The organism is Pseudomonas sp. ACM7 (genome assembly GCF_004136015.1).
In the GTDB taxonomy this organism is placed as follows: domain Bacteria; phylum Pseudomonadota; class Gammaproteobacteria; order Pseudomonadales; family Pseudomonadaceae; genus Aquipseudomonas; species Aquipseudomonas frigoris.
In genome coordinates, this window is the sequence record NZ_CP024866.1 from 5774483 (window position 1) to 5790377 (window position 15895).

Genomic DNA, 15895 nt, shown 5'->3' on the forward strand with positions numbered 1-15895 from the left:
TCAGGATGGCTGGAAGCGCTCGCGGCGGGTCTACTTACGCTTGCCGGCATACTCGGCATCGGCGAAGGACATCTGTTTCATCTGGGCTCAACCGTTCTGTTCATGTGAGAAGCGTATTTCACCAAACCTGGAAGTCTTTTTCAGAGTTTCTCTTAGACTGCCTAATGAACTCCGCAGTAGGCTCTATTCTCATGCGAGTGAAGACTCCACATTCAGCAAAACGCATTGGGGCGGTGACAAAACCGACCCAACGCCATACGACCCGATACAGTTGCCGCGCATCGACTAGCGCAACGTGTTCAAGCACACCACCTTGGGCTGAGTCATTTCCTCATAGGCAAATCGCACGCCTTCCCGGCCCAGGCTACCGTACTTCGAACCGCCAAACGGCATCGCATCGAAGCGGTAGTCGGAAGAGTCGTTGATCATTACCCCTCCGGCTTCGATCCTTCGTGCGGCGCTCATCGCCGTTGCCAGATCATTGGTGAAGATCCCCGCATGCAGGCTGTATTCGGGTTCATTGGCCAAATCGATGGCTTCGTCGAAAGACTCAAAGCACTGCAATACCACCACCGGAGCGAAGACTTCATTGCGCCAGAGTCGACTGGCGTGATCGACATTTTCCAATACGGTGGCGGCATAGCACGATCCTTCACGCCGATGGCCACAGAGCAACGTGGCGCCCTCTTGCATGGCGTCGTTCACCACTTGCTCGGCATTCTGCGCGGCTTGCGCAGTAATCATGGGGCCGATATCGGTATCGGCCAGTAATGGATTGCCGACCACAAGCGCACGGGCTCGACTGACAAAACGCTCTCGGAACGCTTCATAAATCGACGCCTGAATCAGCAAGCGCTGGGTGCCTACGCAGTTCTGCCCCGCGGCCCAAAACGCTCCGGACACACAACTCTCGACAGCCGCCTCAAGGTCGCAATCGCCCATGACGATTACCGGCGCATTGCCGCCCAGATCCATAGCCAGTTTCTTCAACCCAGCCGTGCGGGCGATCTGCTCTGCGGTGACGAAACCGCCGGTGAAGGAAATCATCCGTACCTCACGGGCGGCGACTAACGCCTTGCCCAGTTCCGCGCCGCCGGTGGCCACTGTAACCACTGATTCAGGCAAGCCCGCTGCGACCAGATAAGACACCAGTTTAATCGCCGACAATGGCGCGAGCTCGGATGGTTTGAGAATCACCGCGTTACCGCCCGCAATGGCCGGTCCGAGTTTATGCGCCACCAGGTTCAACGGATCGTTGTACGGCGTGATCGCAACAATAAGACCCAGAGGTTCACGGGAAAACCAGCCCTGACGCGATTCGGAACCTTCATAAGCGTCAAAAGGCACCACCTCCCCGGCGTTGCGCCTGGCCTCCTCGGCCGACAGCTTGAGGGTGTTGACGCAACGCTTGACCTCCTTTTCCGCCTGTTTGAGGGTCTTCCCGGCCTCGTCGACGATCAGCCTGGCAAACACATCGGCATCACGTTCGATGTTGATTGCGGCTTGCTCCAGAATTCGAGCCCGACGATGACGCGCTAACGCGGCGCACGCTAGTGCACCGCTGCGTCCCGTCTCCAACAACTGCGGAACTTGCGACGCACAGACATTTGTTACGCTGCCGATGACGGAACCGTCATAGGCGTTAAAGACTTCAATGGGCGGCTCCATGACATTTAGAACCAGGCGCGATAATTTCACAGGCGTTACTCCTGGTTGCGTGCAATGGATTGATGAATGCTGATGATGTCGGAGAGCAGCGCAAACGCCGTTTCCGTACGCCCGGCTCCCGGCCCCGAAATTGTCACCGCACCGAGCAGTTCGCTGGTAAACGACACCGCATTGGTCGCACCGCCAACACTGGCCAGCGGATGGTCATTGTTCAACAGCCGCGGTTCGACATTGGCACTGATCGAGCCGTCGGCATGGCGCACTGCCGACCCGATCAGCTTCCAGCGAGCGCCGTCCTGCCGGGCTTTTTCGATGTCGCCAAGGCTGAGGGATGAAATGCCGCTGCACGTGACGTCGCTGACAGTGAGCTTGGCATCCAGCAGTTCGTTGGCCAGGATCACCACCTTGAGGCGCACGTCATGCCCCTCGACATCGGCTGTCGGGTCGGCTTCGGCGTAGCCCAGTTCCTGAGCCTTGACGACGGCCTCGGCAAACCTAAGGCCGCCTTCCATACTGGTGAGCACGAAGTTGGACGTGCCATTGAGAATGCCTTCAAAACCGACAATGGAACTACCGGCCAGCGCCTGCTTGGCCAGACGAATGACTGGCGTGCCACTCATCACCGAACCTTCGTACTCAAACGCGACGTTGTTGCGTCGAGCCAGTGATTTGAGCTCGCTACCGTGCAAGGCAATGGGTCCCTTGTTGGTGGTGACGACATGCTGGCCACCCTCTAGCGCCCAACGGCAGAACGAAGTTGCCGGCTCACCGTCTACCGGGTTGGTAAAGGTGGCTTCAACAATGATGTCCGCTCCGGAATCCTTGATCACCGCTTCATTGAGGGCTATGACATCGCCACCCGACAGTTGCGCCATTGCACCTTTGACTGCCGGTAATTGGGCAAGCACATTGGCGTCCAGCCCTTCGCGGCCAATCACCGAACCAAGAAACAAGTCAGTCACACCGACAATTTTCAGGGTGAAACCCAATTCTGTCTTCCACTGTTCGTTACGTTCGGCAATCAGTTGAGCCAACGCCCGGTTAACACCGCCAAATCCAACCAGCGCCAATTTGTATTCAGTCATTTTGTTATGCCCCTGATCCAGGTGATGGGTTGTTGAGTACTAGGTTAGGGGTGAGGCCAGGGCAGTGAAATAGGCCAATTTGCTCTATTTTGTGGGCGTTTTGACCAGAGTCAGAGCAAAGCTTCAGGCGTAAAAAAAGCCAATACAGGTTGGCTTTTGGCTGCACTAAAAACGGCTACACGACAGACGACAATACGAAGGAAGTCACCGTGTTTTCCACGCCGGGCAATGCGGCAATTTCGGTCCAAACCTTGTGCACCCGCTGTGGGCTAGCCGCGCCGACCCGCAGCATCAGGTCGAACTCGCCGCTCATCACATCGCACTGGAGGACTTCTGGAATTTCCCGCAGCGCTTGCAGTACATCTGCGCCACGCATCCGGTCGTAGCGGTAAACGAAAATCACAGCGTTGATGTTCGAAGCGGCTTGTCGTCCCTCCCCGGTTTTCACCGTATATCCCTGTATTACCCCGTCGCGTTCAAGTCGTTCGATGCGCTGACGTACCGCATTGCGTGACAGGTTGACCTTGGCTGCCAGCTCGGCATGTGCAGCCCTGGCATTGAGCTGTAGTTCCGCGATGATGTGTTCATCGAGAGGGTCCAGAATTCGCTTCACTTGGCCTCCTGTTTCCGCGCCATCACAGCGCGCCGAGCAGCTCATGGATGGTGTCTAGGTCGTCCGGCTCAATCCGGTAAACCTGCGCCTGCCCTTGCGTCGCGACCCCAGGTTGCGGCCTCGCGACACTGATGCCCAACTCGCCAAGCAGTGCCGCCGACTTGACCGGTGAGATTTCCCCCAGAGTCACCATTGGCGCCACCAGGCTTCGACGATACAACCTGGCGGCGAGGACGCCGGTGGCAGTATGCGGATCAATCACGTATCCGGTGTCGCGATACAGCGAAGTAATCTCCGTCAGCGTCTGCTCATCACTGACCGCGTAGGAGTCGATGATCATCCGCGCCTGCAACCAGAACTCGTTGGCAATGACGATCTCGCCGCTGGACTCGAACCCCTCCATCAGGGCACACACCGCCTGGTCGTCACGCCCGTATAACTCCCAAAGGAACCGTTCCAGATTGGAAAAAATCGACAGGTCCATGGCCGGTGACAACGTCTTGTTGGCTCGTGACCTGCTGTAGTAGTTCTTCTGAAACAACTGATGCAACGCATCATTCTGGTTGGTTGCAACAATCATCTGGGTAATCGGCAGGCCCATTTTTTGTGCGATGTAGCCTGCATACACCTCGGCAAAACTCGCCGCTGGTACGCTGAAACCGATCGGACGTTGACCACCGCCCAGTTGCAACACGGCGTGGAAGTAAAACACCAGTTGCGCCAACACACTGACCCAATTACTGGAGTTGAAACCGATCACCTCGTACTGCGCATACGGCCATTGTCGCAGCAGCCGGGTGACAATGGTCTGGCATTCGTCGAAGCTGCCATTCACTGCGAACTGATGAACCCTTGGGTGCGCGGCTGCTTGCAGATGCTGGAGTTGGTCCCGAGGCACGCCCGCCTCCGGGTAAAACACCATCACCAGGGTGTCCTCGCAGTGCTTGAACGCCTCAATGGCGGCCAGCCCGGTATCGCCGTTGGTGGCGCCGATCACCACCCCGCGACGCCCACGCTTGCGCAGAAAATACGGCACCAGCCGCGCCTGCAACTGAGCGGCAAAATCCTTCGAGGAGCGAGTCGGCCCGTGGAACAGCTCCAGCACCCACTCGTTACGATCGACCTGATGCAAAGGTGCAAGGGAACGATGGCTGAATTGGCTGCCAGCTTCTTTGAGCAAGCGCTTGAGGTCTGTCTCGGGGATCGACTCACCCACAAACGGACTGATCACCCTGTAAGCCAGTTCGTCATAGGGCAGGGTCGACCAGTTGGCGATGTCATTCGATTCAAACAGCGGCAGTTCGAGCGGTACGAACAGCCCACCGTCGTCGGCAATTCCAGACAATACGACCTGTTCGAAGTCGACCTGCACAGTCGAATTTCGGGTACTCACATAACGCATGGTTGGCTCCGGCCATTCATTTGAAACGATGTGCCTGCTCGACAAGCCAGGTGGAAAATTTCACCGCGTCGGGGTGCTGCTCGGCCCCGGAACCGCGCACAAGGTAAAAAGACTCGCTGGCTTCAATACGCAGGGTAAAGGGTTCGACCAACCGTCCGTCCTGAAGCATCTCCTCCACCATCGAGGACCGCGCCAGGGCAATCCCCTGCCCTAGCTCGGCCATGCGCAAAGTGGAGATCAATGTGTCGAACTGCATACCCGTCGAGGAGTCGACGGTATCCGCACCGACCATGTTCAACCAGTAACCCCAACCCTCTTCGTAACCCAAAACATGCAACAGCGGATGGTGCGACACATCAGCGGGTACCGTCAGCGGTGACATCGCCATCAGGTCCGGCGAGCAGACCGGGAACAGCGTGTCCCAGCTCAGGCGCTGCGACACAAGGCCGGGCCATTGACCGTGGCCCCAGCGAATTTCCATGTCATCCTCACCGTCCAGTTCCTTTACCCAGATATTGCTTATATATCGGATATCGACATGCGGATGCGCCTGGCTAAACCCCGCCAGCTTGGGCGCCAGCCAATGCACGAAAAACGCCAGGCTGCCGCGCACCTTGATCGGCCGACGTTTGTGCTGGCCGAAAATTTCGTTGGTCCCCACTGCCAGTCGCGTGATCGCATCCTGCACCACTGGCAGATATGCCTGGCCTTCCTCGGTCAGTCCCAAGCCGCGTGGCAGGCGTTTGAAGAGCGCCACCCCAAGATGGCTCTCCAGTTGGCGGATCTGCTGACTGACCGCCCCCTGGGTCAAAAACAGCTCTTCGGCGGCATGGGTGAAGTTCAAACAGCGGGCAGACACCTCGAATGCCCGCAGCCAGTTCAATGGGGGTAGCGTCTTTTGCTTCATGGCTTGAACCTCTTGGACGCCCCCTCCACCGAGCACGCTTGCCCATCCCGTCGACGCTGACTAGATCGCGTCGGACGGTTGTGGCAAGGGGACAACCGACAAGCGTCGCTCGCGGCTTTTACGGGTAATGTAATACACGAAATAGCGCCAGGCGATGAATGGCAAACCGAAGTACAACGCCACTCGCTGCTCCGGATCGAACGCAATCCCCACACATGCCAGACTGCAGCAGACCAGCGCTCCCAACGGCACCCATGGATAACCCCGGACACGGAATTTCAAGTCGCGGATGTCACCGCCGTTGGCCACAAAGTGACGGCGAAAAGCAATCTGGCTCGCGGCTATGCTCATCCAGACCACAACGACCGCCAATCCGGAGATCGACACCAGCGCCAGATAGATAGTGTCGGCGGCAAACACGCTGCTGAGCAACGAGGCAGCACCACCCGCCATGCTGACGATAATGGCGTTGAGCGGCGTACCCATGCGAGTCAGGGCCGAGAACCGCTTGGGCAGATGACCCTGATCACTCAGCGTCCAGAGCATCCGTGACGCGGCATACAAACCGGAGTTGGCGGCTGACAGCAAGGCACTGATGATCACAAAGTTCATGATGTCTGCCGAATACGGAATCCCAATGTAAGTGAACACAGTGACGAATGGACTCTCGACGAGACCGGCCTGTTCTCGGGGCAATAGTGTCGCAAGGACGAAAATGGTCCCCACGAAAAAGATCGCCAGGCGCAGCACCGTCGTGCGAATGGCACGCGGTACGTTGCGCTGCGGGTCCTTGGTTTCCCCAGCGGCAATACCGATCAATTCAGTGCCGGAGAACGCAAAAGACACCGCCAGCAACGTCATTGCTATCGGCATGATTCCGGTAGGAAAAAGTCCTTCGCGAGTAAAGTTGCTCAACCCGATACTGTGGCCCTGCTCGATGTGCAGCAGACCGAGAATTGCGCCACCGCCGATCATCAGAAACACTATTACGGTCACCACCTTAACCAAAGATAACCAGAACTCGGTCTCAGCGAACAGACGCACCGAAATCACATTGGTCAGAAACACCAGGCCTGCAAACAAGGCACTCCAGATCCATACCGGTGTATCCGGGAACCAACGCGCCATTAAGATGCCAGCAGCGGTGAATTCAGAACCGATGGCCACCGTCCAGGTCAGCCAATACAACCAAGCCACGGTATAGCCGGTTCCAGGCCCGAGATAACGGGTGGCGTAAGTACTGAATGAACCGGTTTCCGGCATCTGCACCGCCAATTCGCCCAGGCACATCATCACCATATAAACCATGAGCGCGCCGATAATGTAAGCGATCACCGCTCCCAAGGGACCGGCCTGGTTAACCGTGTACCCGGACGTGAGAAACAGCCCGGTACCAATGACGCCGCCTAATGCCAACATGACAATATGCCGTGTCTGCATTTCCTGTTTAAAACCGGAATGTGTATTAAGTTGTTCTTCTTTTATGGACATGGTTGTTCTCATGAAAGTTATTAGGGCACGAATTAACGTCTGCGATGATTGACTCGGCAGAGTAAAAACAGATCGCCACTAAGTTTTATTATTATTCCACTTCATGAACGCCCCACTCACCTCCTTGCAGTGAGGTTTTACGCTAATGCTTCAGTTTGTAATTTCGGCGCAACCTTCATTGATTGAAAGCTGCGTATTTGATTGTGCGGGTTCGTTGCCAGACCCTCTGACAAATGCGAACGCCTGTTTCAGGTCGTCGAGCAGATCGTCGGTGTCTTCGATGCCGACAGATATCCGCACCAGCCCTTCTGAAATACCCAGGGCCAGTCGTTCCTCCTGCGTGTTCTCGACATGGCTGGTGGTTCGCGCGGGACCGTAGATGGTTTCCACCGCACCGAGATTGCCAGCGCAGTGGGCGAATCGCAGTCGTGGCAAGAGCACCTTCACCGTGTCCATGCCGCCCGCCACAACAAAGCTGACGATTGCACCGAAGCCGGACATTTGCGCGCACGCCACCGCATGATTCGGATGGCCGGGCAAACCGGGATAATTGACCGACTCCACCAACGGTTCGACGCAGAGGTACTCGGCCAGTACACGGGCACTGTTTTGCTGCTGACGCATGCGCAGCACCAGGGTTTTCATACCGCGAATGATCATGTAGGCAGAGAACGGGTCAAGCGCTGCACCGTTGATTTCCCGGTAATGACGAACCTTGGCCATCAGCGATTCACTACCGCACACCAGGCCGCCCAGCACGTCGCCATGGCCGCTGAGAAATTTGGTGGCACTGTGAATGACCACATCCACCCCCAGCCCCAGCGGGTTCTGATTCAACGGCGTGGCGACGGTGTTATCCGCCACCACCGTGGCACCGACACGCTTGGCTGCAGCCACCAGACGCTCGATATCGAGTATTTTCAGCGTCGGGTTGGTCGGCGTTTCCAGGTACACCAATTGGCAACCTTTGGCGATTTCACGTTCGATTTCTTCGTGATCGAACGTCTCGCACAACGTCACGTTCACACCGGTGCGTGGCAGGAATTCTTCGAAAATCTTGTTGGTGCCGCCGTAGCTGTCCTTGGTCGACACCACACGATCGCCATTGGCCAGGAAGGTGTAAAGCACACTGCTGATCGCCGCCATTCCGCTGCTGAAAGCCACGGCTGATTCGGCCAGCTCCAACTCGCGAATCTTTGCCTCGAGAGTCTCGACTGTCGGGTTGCTCATGCGGCTGTAAATAAATCCAGGGGCCTTGCCCAACGCCACGTCGTACCAGACATCAATGTCGTCATAACCGTAAGCGGCACTGACCACGATCGGCGTTTGAGTCGCATTGTAGGGATGCCTGACTTGCTCCCCGCCCCACACTGCGCGGGTTCCCGCACCGGCATTTACAAACCCTGCGTTGCCTGGTTTTTTATTCATTAAGACTACTCGCACTGAGGGTGGCGAATGTTGAGTCACTCACCGGATCTGACGGCCAATATAGTGAAAAGCAGCGCCTCCGAGAAACGATGTTATAGGTGCCAAAGGGCCGCTTTTTTTAATGGCTGTGATTGCGTGAGGGTTAAGCAAATTGCAGTCTTTCGACAGGTGCGCGAGATATAAACGTCACCTTGAGGCAATCAGCCAAGTTGTTTGCTGCGCAGAACCAGTGGCCCTCCAGGACGGCCAAGGAAGCTGAGAATCTGGAGGGTAGGAGAAGTTTCAGGGCATATCGCAGTGGACGAGTCTGGCTCCTTAATCGTTGATCTCATGAACGTGGTGCCAATGAATGATAAAAACGGGCAGAGGAAACCGATATTGAGTTTGACACGTCGAGTTCGTCGATGATGGAGTATCGCTGTCGAATGGAAAGCGGATTAATCGCTGACCATTGTTATTAACGCAACGTGCTGGGCATTGGTCATCAATCGATCTCTTCCACTTGGAGACCTGCCGGTGATCCGAGCAGCGGCTCACGCACAATCATTGCATTTCGTAGCGCCTGACACGGGATCGCCTTGGTGCCGGCCTGAACATCGTAAAACACACAGGTTACAGCCCCTTCGCCACACAGTTCGCCGTTCCATATTGCGTACTCTTGCACGAAGCTAGTACTCCCTATCCGCTTGAGACGAGTGGTTATCAGGGCCTGTTCACCCAGTAACATCGACTTGTGATAGGTGAACTCGACCGAGCGCACCACCAGTCCAATCCCGCCCTGTCCTGGAAAATGACCGGCCACCAGTGCGAAATGACGACTACGCGCCTCCTGACACCAGTCTAGGTAGATCAAGTTGTTGACATGGCAGACCCGACCACCACCTGAGTTGTCTTGTTAATCATCTTCTCTTCTCGAACTAACTCTTGAATGGCTCACCGGTAGGGCTGGCAAGAGGCCAGACCTTCACGCCAGCCGCGGTCCGCTTTTGTGACTGCAGCGCGTACGCGTCCTGTGCCTCCCGACTGATGTCATAACGACGCGCCACCAGCTGGTGGCATAACAAGAACTTTTTCCATGCATGTTCCGCAGTCTCTGCCGGCACCGCTCTCGAGCGTCGCCGCCATGTTCTAGGATACCGAGGGCTTAACCAAGTCCGTGACATGGCCCCGTCCAATATGCAGCTACATGTGGGACACCTGGATGCGTCGGAACAGGCCGCCAATCAGAAGACCTTCTTCGCTCCAGTCGAACTGAAAGGCCTCTGCGAGTGCGAACGTCAACGGTACAAAGGCGCGCAAAGACTTGCCTTGCTCACCTCGCCACGAGCGTACAAACGCTGTGAGCTGGCTGTAGCCGCCGTCGTAACCCTCGGCCTTGATCTGCTCAAAGAGTGCTGTGGCGCTCCTGCGGTTGTGCTTTGCCCGAAACGAATCGGCCTTGAGCGCCTGCTCCAGCGTCTCGTGAAATGGGCTGAGTTTGCTGAAGGCTGCGCACCGCTGGTACGCCGGCTGAGTAGCTTCGGGCGCTCTGACCCATTTCCGTATGGTGTTTCTCGACAGCCCGGTTCGCTTGGCTATCTGATGCAGCGACAGCATGTGGCGAAAATACATGCGCCGAATTTTGCCCATCATTTCCATGCTGATCACCCTGTGTTCTCCTGCTCAAAAATTGAGCAGAAGCAGTTGAACACCTGGGTCAGTTTTAAGTCGGCAGAACAGCCTTTACTGGGTCAGTTTTCGGTCAGCGGCAACACTTGATGCACTAGTAAAGCGCAGGGGGGCTGAGATTTTGCGTTGGTAGCGCAGGCTCTCGATGTAGACAAACCATGCCAGGCGGCCGAATCGATGCTCTAATTCAGCTTGTGCTGTTTCGTTCCCGTTTTCGACCTCGATTACGACTCCATAATCAGGATCACTGGCATGCGCCTATCTGACTTCATCATCAAGAACCTTGAGCCAATTCTCCAAGCTTGGGAAGACTTCGCAAGAACCATTGAGGTCCCCGGCGAAGCACTGAACCCCAAGGCTCTACGGGATCACGCCGAACAGATGCTGCGTGCAATAGCGATAGACCTGTGCACCTACCAGTCTGCGCAAGAGCAAATCGCCAAGGCCCAGGGTAATGCTCCTATGGAGGAGCTGGAAACCCCTGCGGAAACCCATGCAGTAACGCGTTTAATGGCGGGGTTCACGCTGGATCAAATGGTATCTGAATATCGAGCGCTGAGGACAAGCGTACTCAGTCAATGGCTGGGGCAGATGAAGGCAGGGACAGTTTTGGAAGTGGACGATATGATTCGCTTCAACGAAGCCATAGACCAGGCGCTCGCTGAGTCTATTGCTAGCTACTCGCGTGTAGTGGAGGCCTCACGCAACGTTTTTTTAGGCATCCTTGGCCATGATTTGCGCACGCCACTGGGGGCTATTTTACTGGGTGCCGATGTTTTGCGGCGCTCGGATGAGCTGGGGGCGCGGGAGACTAAAATTGCATCGGGGATATACACCAGCGTAAGTCGAGCTAGCCGGATCGTTGGCGACTTGCTGGATCTAACCCGCTGCCAAATGGGCCCTGGGATTCCCATCAAAAAGGAAGACATCGACCTAACGCCACTATGCATACGAATAGTTGAAGAGATCCGCACTTTTCATTCAAGCGCGGATATTGTCTTCAAAGTGGGGGCGTCGGCTCGCGGTGAATTCGATGGCGCCCGCATGGAACAGGTGTTTTCCAATCTGCTCAGCAATGCCGTGCAGCATGGTGATCTGCGTTTCCCGATTAAGGTTTCACTGGCGGTATCTGACAGCAGCGTCGTGTTCGTCGTCCATAATCTCGGCGAGCCTATCCCGGAGGACATTCTGCCCTTCATCTTTAACCCCATGGGACGTTTCTCTCAGCACGCGTCTCTTGATCTAGGTCCTAGCACTGGCCTTGGCCTAGGTCTGTACATCGCTTCCGAGATCGTGGCTGCGCACTTGGGGACTATAGATGTGACTTCCGACAGAGAGCGCGGAACCACTTTTCTCGTAAAAATGCCTATAGGGGGATTAACAACGTAAGCAGGGCAACCACACCAACTCGGTAGCAATTGGGATACTTCGATTGCTCTGCTGTATGTGTCAGTATCGGTCTACGCTATTTGGTGAGGACGACAATAAATACGGAGAGCACAATCTACGCACCGGCATTTGTCGGCCAAAAGCTGCGGTGCATCACGGATCCAATATGTCGGCGAAGTTTTTTCCAAATTGAATATCCCTAACGCTACTAATGCGCAGTGTCGCATGCGTAAAAAAGCTACTGCCCCACACAAGTCTTACTTCAAGACGACAATATTCAGGCGTCATTTTAGTGACCGCCACAACTATTACCCCGAGGGCGTGTCGATCTACTACGTAGACCGCGACCATTACCACCAATGAGTAATTCAATCGCACTGACGAACGGACTAAAATTATAAAATAACAAGAAAAAACAACAAGTTGGATATTAAATAATAATCTAAAAAAACCGCTCACAAATTACAAGAAACCAGAAAAGACCGACCACAAATATAAAAGTTCCAAGCTTGATTATTTAATTAAAAAACAGATATAACACTTTAAAATATTCGCCTTCGATGCTAATAATCCGGCCAGTTCCGGGTTTCCCCAGGCGACACATACCTCACATGAAGTGAACATCAGATCTCACACTGATTACCCGGCCTTTACTAAATTCAAACAACGCTAGCTTGCTCAAGTTTCAATAAAACTTGGGCCAGCTATTGTGCTGCGCACTAAAACTGCGCAAGGAAGACATCATCGTTCGCCATCATTCAAAGATTAAAATTCTTTCGATCTTCGGTACCCGTCCGGAAGCCATCAAGATGGCGCCTTTGGTCAAAGCCCTCGCTGCGGAACCTGGCATTCATTCGCAGATATGCATCACCGGCCAACATCAAAGCATGTTGAAACAGGTGCTGGATCTGTTTGACCTCAAGGCCGATTACACCCTTGATGTGATGACGCCGCACCAGACGCTCAACTCGTTGACCGCGGCGCTTTACGGGGCGATTGACCCCGTGCTGGAAATGACCCGCCCGGACCGGGTGCTGGTACATGGCGACACCACTTCGGCCATGGTTGCCTCAATGGCTGCGTTCCATCGACGCATTCCGGTCGGTCATGTCGAAGCCGGGCTGCGAACCGGTGATATCTACAGCCCCTGGCCGGAAGAAATGAACCGCCGCTGCATCGACCTCGGTGCGGACATGCTGTTTGCGCCGACCCACGAGTCGCGCCAGAACCTGCTCGACGAACGCCTGCAGGGTCGCACCTTCGTGACCGGCAATACGGTGATCGACGCGTTGCAGATGACAGCGCGACGTATCGAGCAGGACGCAGACCTGCGTGCAAGCCTGGACCGGCAGTTCTCGTTCCTGCAAACCGGCCGCAAGGTGCTGCTGGTCACCGGGCATCGCCGGGAAAACTTCGGCGAAGGATTCCTCGATATCTGCGAGGCCTTGAGCCACCTGGCCCGACGCGCTGATATCCAGATCGTCTATCCGGTGCATTTGAACCCCAACGTCCTGGGCCCGGTCACCGAGCAGTTGGGCGATCTGCCCAACGTGCACCTGATCAATCCGCTGGACTACCTGGCCTTTGTGCGCCTGATGCAACGGGCGCATGTGATCCTCACTGACTCCGGTGGCGTGCAGGAAGAAGCACCGTCCCTGGGCAAGCCGGTGCTGGTCATGCGTGATGTGACCGAACGCCCGGAAGCTGTCGCGGCGGGCACTGTGCGCCTGGTCGGCACCTCGCCGGACTCGATCATCGCTGGCGTCAACGCATTGTTCGATGACGACCTGCTGTGGCGCCGATGCTCCCAGGCGGCCAACCCTTACGGCGATGGCAAGGCCAGTGCGCGCATCGTCGATGCCCTGATGGGCCGCCCGGTCGATGATTTCGTCGTGGCCGGGCAACCCTTGCCCAAGTTTCTGCACTACCCGTCAGCGGTGCCTGTGCCCGAGAAAAACTACCCGGCTTTTACCTCTCAATAAATCAAACCGCTCCTCCCCTTATCAGCTCGAGATCTACCTGAATGAAGTCTTTCGTTGCCATCCATACGGGTGCGCTCAGCGCCCTTGCCTGTGGTGTGAGCCTGCTCGCGCTCATGCCGACCTTTGCCTTGGCCGCGGACAGCCCGCTCACCCAGGCGATCAACCGGCTCAACGCCGACACCCGACAAGAGCGTGAGATCCGCTTGAGCGATCTGGGGATCGATGCACCGATCATCCTCGGCTCCACCGATGCCCGCCGCGAATTGTATTTGCCAGTGCCGGCGGGTGTGCCGTTGACGGATGCCACACTGAATTTCGACGCCAGCTACCTGAATGGTGAAGGCGGTCGCAACACATTGCTGCTGTCGCTGGACGGCTATCCCGTGCGCGCCGAAGGGCTCATCGAACCACAGGGCAACGCAAGCGCCACACTGGGCGTGGACAAGAAAGCGCGTGACAACGGCTCGCTGCGTCTGGGCATTGCCTGGTCGTCAGTCGTGTCCCGTGTGTTGTGCGAAGACGAACGCGCGATCGGCAATGTATTGCGTATCGAACCGGACACTCGCCTCAATTACAGCTATGACGCCAGCCAGTTACAGGACGTCGGTGCTGCCTGGACGGCATTGCCTGGCAAACCGGGGATCATGGTCGCGCCGGGCACCTTGTCCGCCGACAGCTACGATGCGGCCTGGCGTCTCGGTGTGGCACTGGAGCGGATTGGCAAGCACAGCCGCGTTCTGCCCTTCCCCGCCGTACAAGACACTGTCGACCTGACCGGCCTGCGCATCCCGGCCGAACTGCAGACTATTCCAGCGTTCGCCAGCCTTAACGGCAAAGGCTCGCACGTTCTGGCGAACCCAGCGCAAATCGGTGCGCTGTTGATGTTGGGGCAGACGCCGAACGTCCAGGCGGATCTGGCAATCAACGACCCGCAACTGCTCAAAGCCGTCAATGAATCGCTGGACGCGCTGCAGAGCCAGATTCAAGGCCTCGATGCCACAGCCGCCAACGCCTTCGCGCAATGGCGTGAGCGGCATATCAATGCAGGTCTGGCCGCCACCGGCACTGACAACGTGCGCCTGGCATTGCTGGGCACCCGCCCGGTGCTGATGATCGCGCCGCAAGCAACCGGCAAGGCGCTGGCGCTGTTCAGCACTGCCTGGAACGCACTGGCACGCAGCCGCCAATTGACGGTCAGCGAAGCACAAATGCCATTGAGCGCCGACGGTCGTGTGGCCTTGTCGCGCCTGGGCGGAAACCCCGACGCCATTGAAGTGCTGGCCAAATCCGATTGGAGCACCTCGTTCCCTCTGGGTAGCGTGGCCTACGACGGTCGCCTGCCGGTGAAGGCGGTGGTCGATGTGTCTGCCGCCCCCGGTGCCTCTGACACCGCGCCGGTGGCCTCGCTGTTTCTCAACGATTACCTGATTGGCGCGCAACAGCTCGTGGCCAACGGTGAACAGCAACGCATCGAAGCACGTATCCCGCGTTACGCCCTGGGTTCGAAGAACGTGCTGCGCGTGTCGTTCCAGCGTCAGCCGGTCAGCGATCGTTGCCTGGAAACGCCACAGGCCTTCCCGGTCTCGGTGCTGCCGACCAGCCACATCGTGCTGGAAAAAACCGCGCTGGCTGATGACTTCTCCGGCATGGCCGCGCGCTTTGCCATGGACACGCAAATTCTCGTACCACAGGCCTACCTCGATCATCCGGCGAGCAGCTTGCCGCAGGTGATTTCGGTGGCTGACGCCGCCGGTGTTTCGCCGCTGCGGGCGCAACTGAACGTCAGCGCCGACCCAAAGGTTTCGGTCACGCCGGACAAAGCCTTTCTCGCCTTCGAGCTGCCGGTCAAGGACAGCAAGGAATCGGTGCAGGTCGATGAGCAGGGTCGCCTGCGCATCAATCACAAGGAACAGGTGTTATTGGACGTGCATCCCCTCAACCACCTGGCCTCGTTGCAAGTGGTGGATGCCGGCGGCCAGCATGGTCTGGTCTATCGCGCCCTGGGCAATGACGCGCCACGCTTCGCCAAACAGATTCTGCTGACCCGCGGCGACGTGGCCATCCTCGGTGACAACGGTGCACTGACCACCTTCGACACCCAGGACCCAAGTGGCAGCCAATTGATCGACAACGAAGAACCCAAGGGCCTCGACGCCTGGCGCAAGCCGTCGCTGTTGTGGCTGATTCCGGGTGGCATCCTGTTGGTCCTCATCCTGTTGCTGGCTGGCCGTAGCGCCCGTCGCAATCGCCAGTAACGGAAAC

Annotated in this window: 10 protein-coding genes and 3 pseudogenes; 3 read left to right on the forward strand and 10 right to left on the reverse strand. The window is 56.9% G+C overall.

Annotated elements, in window-relative coordinates:
* Window positions 1–285 precede the first annotated feature (285 nt).
* The 10 genes and pseudogenes from CUN63_RS27545 to CUN63_RS27585 all read right to left on the reverse strand — a co-directional run.
* Window positions 286–1698 carry an aldehyde dehydrogenase family protein gene (locus tag CUN63_RS27545; protein ID WP_256657614.1) on the reverse strand — a complete coding sequence of 471 codons (1413 nt, stop codon included), beginning with the start codon at window positions 1696–1698 and terminating at the stop codon, window positions 286–288.
* Between the two features lie 5 nt (window positions 1699–1703).
* A complete protein-coding gene (locus CUN63_RS27550) occupies window positions 1704–2753 on the reverse strand; it encodes a homoserine dehydrogenase (RefSeq protein WP_129444081.1) in 1050 nt (349 codons plus the stop codon).
* Between the two features lie 175 nt (window positions 2754–2928).
* Complete coding sequence (locus tag CUN63_RS27555) at window positions 2929–3366, reverse strand: Lrp/AsnC family transcriptional regulator (protein ID WP_129444083.1); 438 nt, start codon at window positions 3364–3366, stop codon at window positions 2929–2931.
* A 22-nt stretch (window positions 3367–3388) separates the two neighbouring features.
* A complete protein-coding gene (gene thrC, locus CUN63_RS27560) occupies window positions 3389–4768 on the reverse strand; it encodes a threonine synthase (protein ID WP_129444085.1) in 1380 nt (459 codons plus the stop codon).
* 16 nt (window positions 4769–4784) lie between these two features.
* Window positions 4785–5675: a LysR substrate-binding domain-containing protein gene (locus tag CUN63_RS27565; RefSeq protein WP_129444087.1), complete on the reverse strand. Its 891-nt coding sequence runs from the start codon at window positions 5673–5675 to the stop codon at window positions 4785–4787.
* Window positions 5676–5735: 60 nt separating this feature from the next.
* Window positions 5736–7166, reverse strand: coding sequence for an amino acid permease (locus CUN63_RS27570; RefSeq protein ID WP_129444089.1), 1431 nt, complete (start codon window positions 7164–7166; stop codon window positions 5736–5738).
* A 150-nt stretch (window positions 7167–7316) separates the two neighbouring features.
* Window positions 7317–8594, reverse strand: coding sequence for a cystathionine gamma-synthase family protein (locus tag CUN63_RS27575; protein WP_129444091.1), 1278 nt, complete (start codon window positions 8592–8594; stop codon window positions 7317–7319).
* 484 nt (window positions 8595–9078) lie between these two features.
* Window positions 9079–9450: pseudogene (locus CUN63_RS27580) on the reverse strand (acyl-CoA thioesterase); the annotation flags it as partial.
* A 118-nt stretch (window positions 9451–9568) separates the two neighbouring features.
* A pseudogene (locus CUN63_RS32820) lies at window positions 9569–9646 on the reverse strand (hypothetical protein); the annotation flags it as partial.
* Between the two features lie 133 nt (window positions 9647–9779).
* Window positions 9780–10223 (reverse strand): annotated as a pseudogene (locus CUN63_RS27585) (IS21 family transposase); the annotation flags it as partial.
* Between the two features lie 291 nt (window positions 10224–10514).
* Between CUN63_RS27585 and CUN63_RS27590 the strand changes: the two are divergent.
* The 3 genes from CUN63_RS27590 to CUN63_RS27600 all read left to right on the forward strand — a co-directional run bounded on the left by CUN63_RS27590 (window position 10515) and on the right by CUN63_RS27600 (window position 15888).
* Window positions 10515–11651 carry a sensor histidine kinase gene (locus CUN63_RS27590; RefSeq protein WP_129444095.1) on the forward strand — a complete coding sequence of 379 codons (1137 nt, stop codon included), beginning with the start codon at window positions 10515–10517 and terminating at the stop codon, window positions 11649–11651.
* An 809-nt stretch (window positions 11652–12460) separates the two neighbouring features.
* Window positions 12461–13633 (forward strand): non-hydrolyzing UDP-N-acetylglucosamine 2-epimerase, encoded by a 1173-nt coding sequence (gene wecB, locus CUN63_RS27595; RefSeq protein WP_371928196.1) that lies wholly within the window; start codon window positions 12461–12463, stop codon window positions 13631–13633.
* A 41-nt stretch (window positions 13634–13674) separates the two neighbouring features.
* Window positions 13675–15888, forward strand: coding sequence for a cellulose biosynthesis cyclic di-GMP-binding regulatory protein BcsB (locus tag CUN63_RS27600; protein WP_129444097.1), 2214 nt, complete (start codon window positions 13675–13677; stop codon window positions 15886–15888).
* The last annotated feature ends 7 nt before the right edge of the window (window positions 15889–15895 follow it).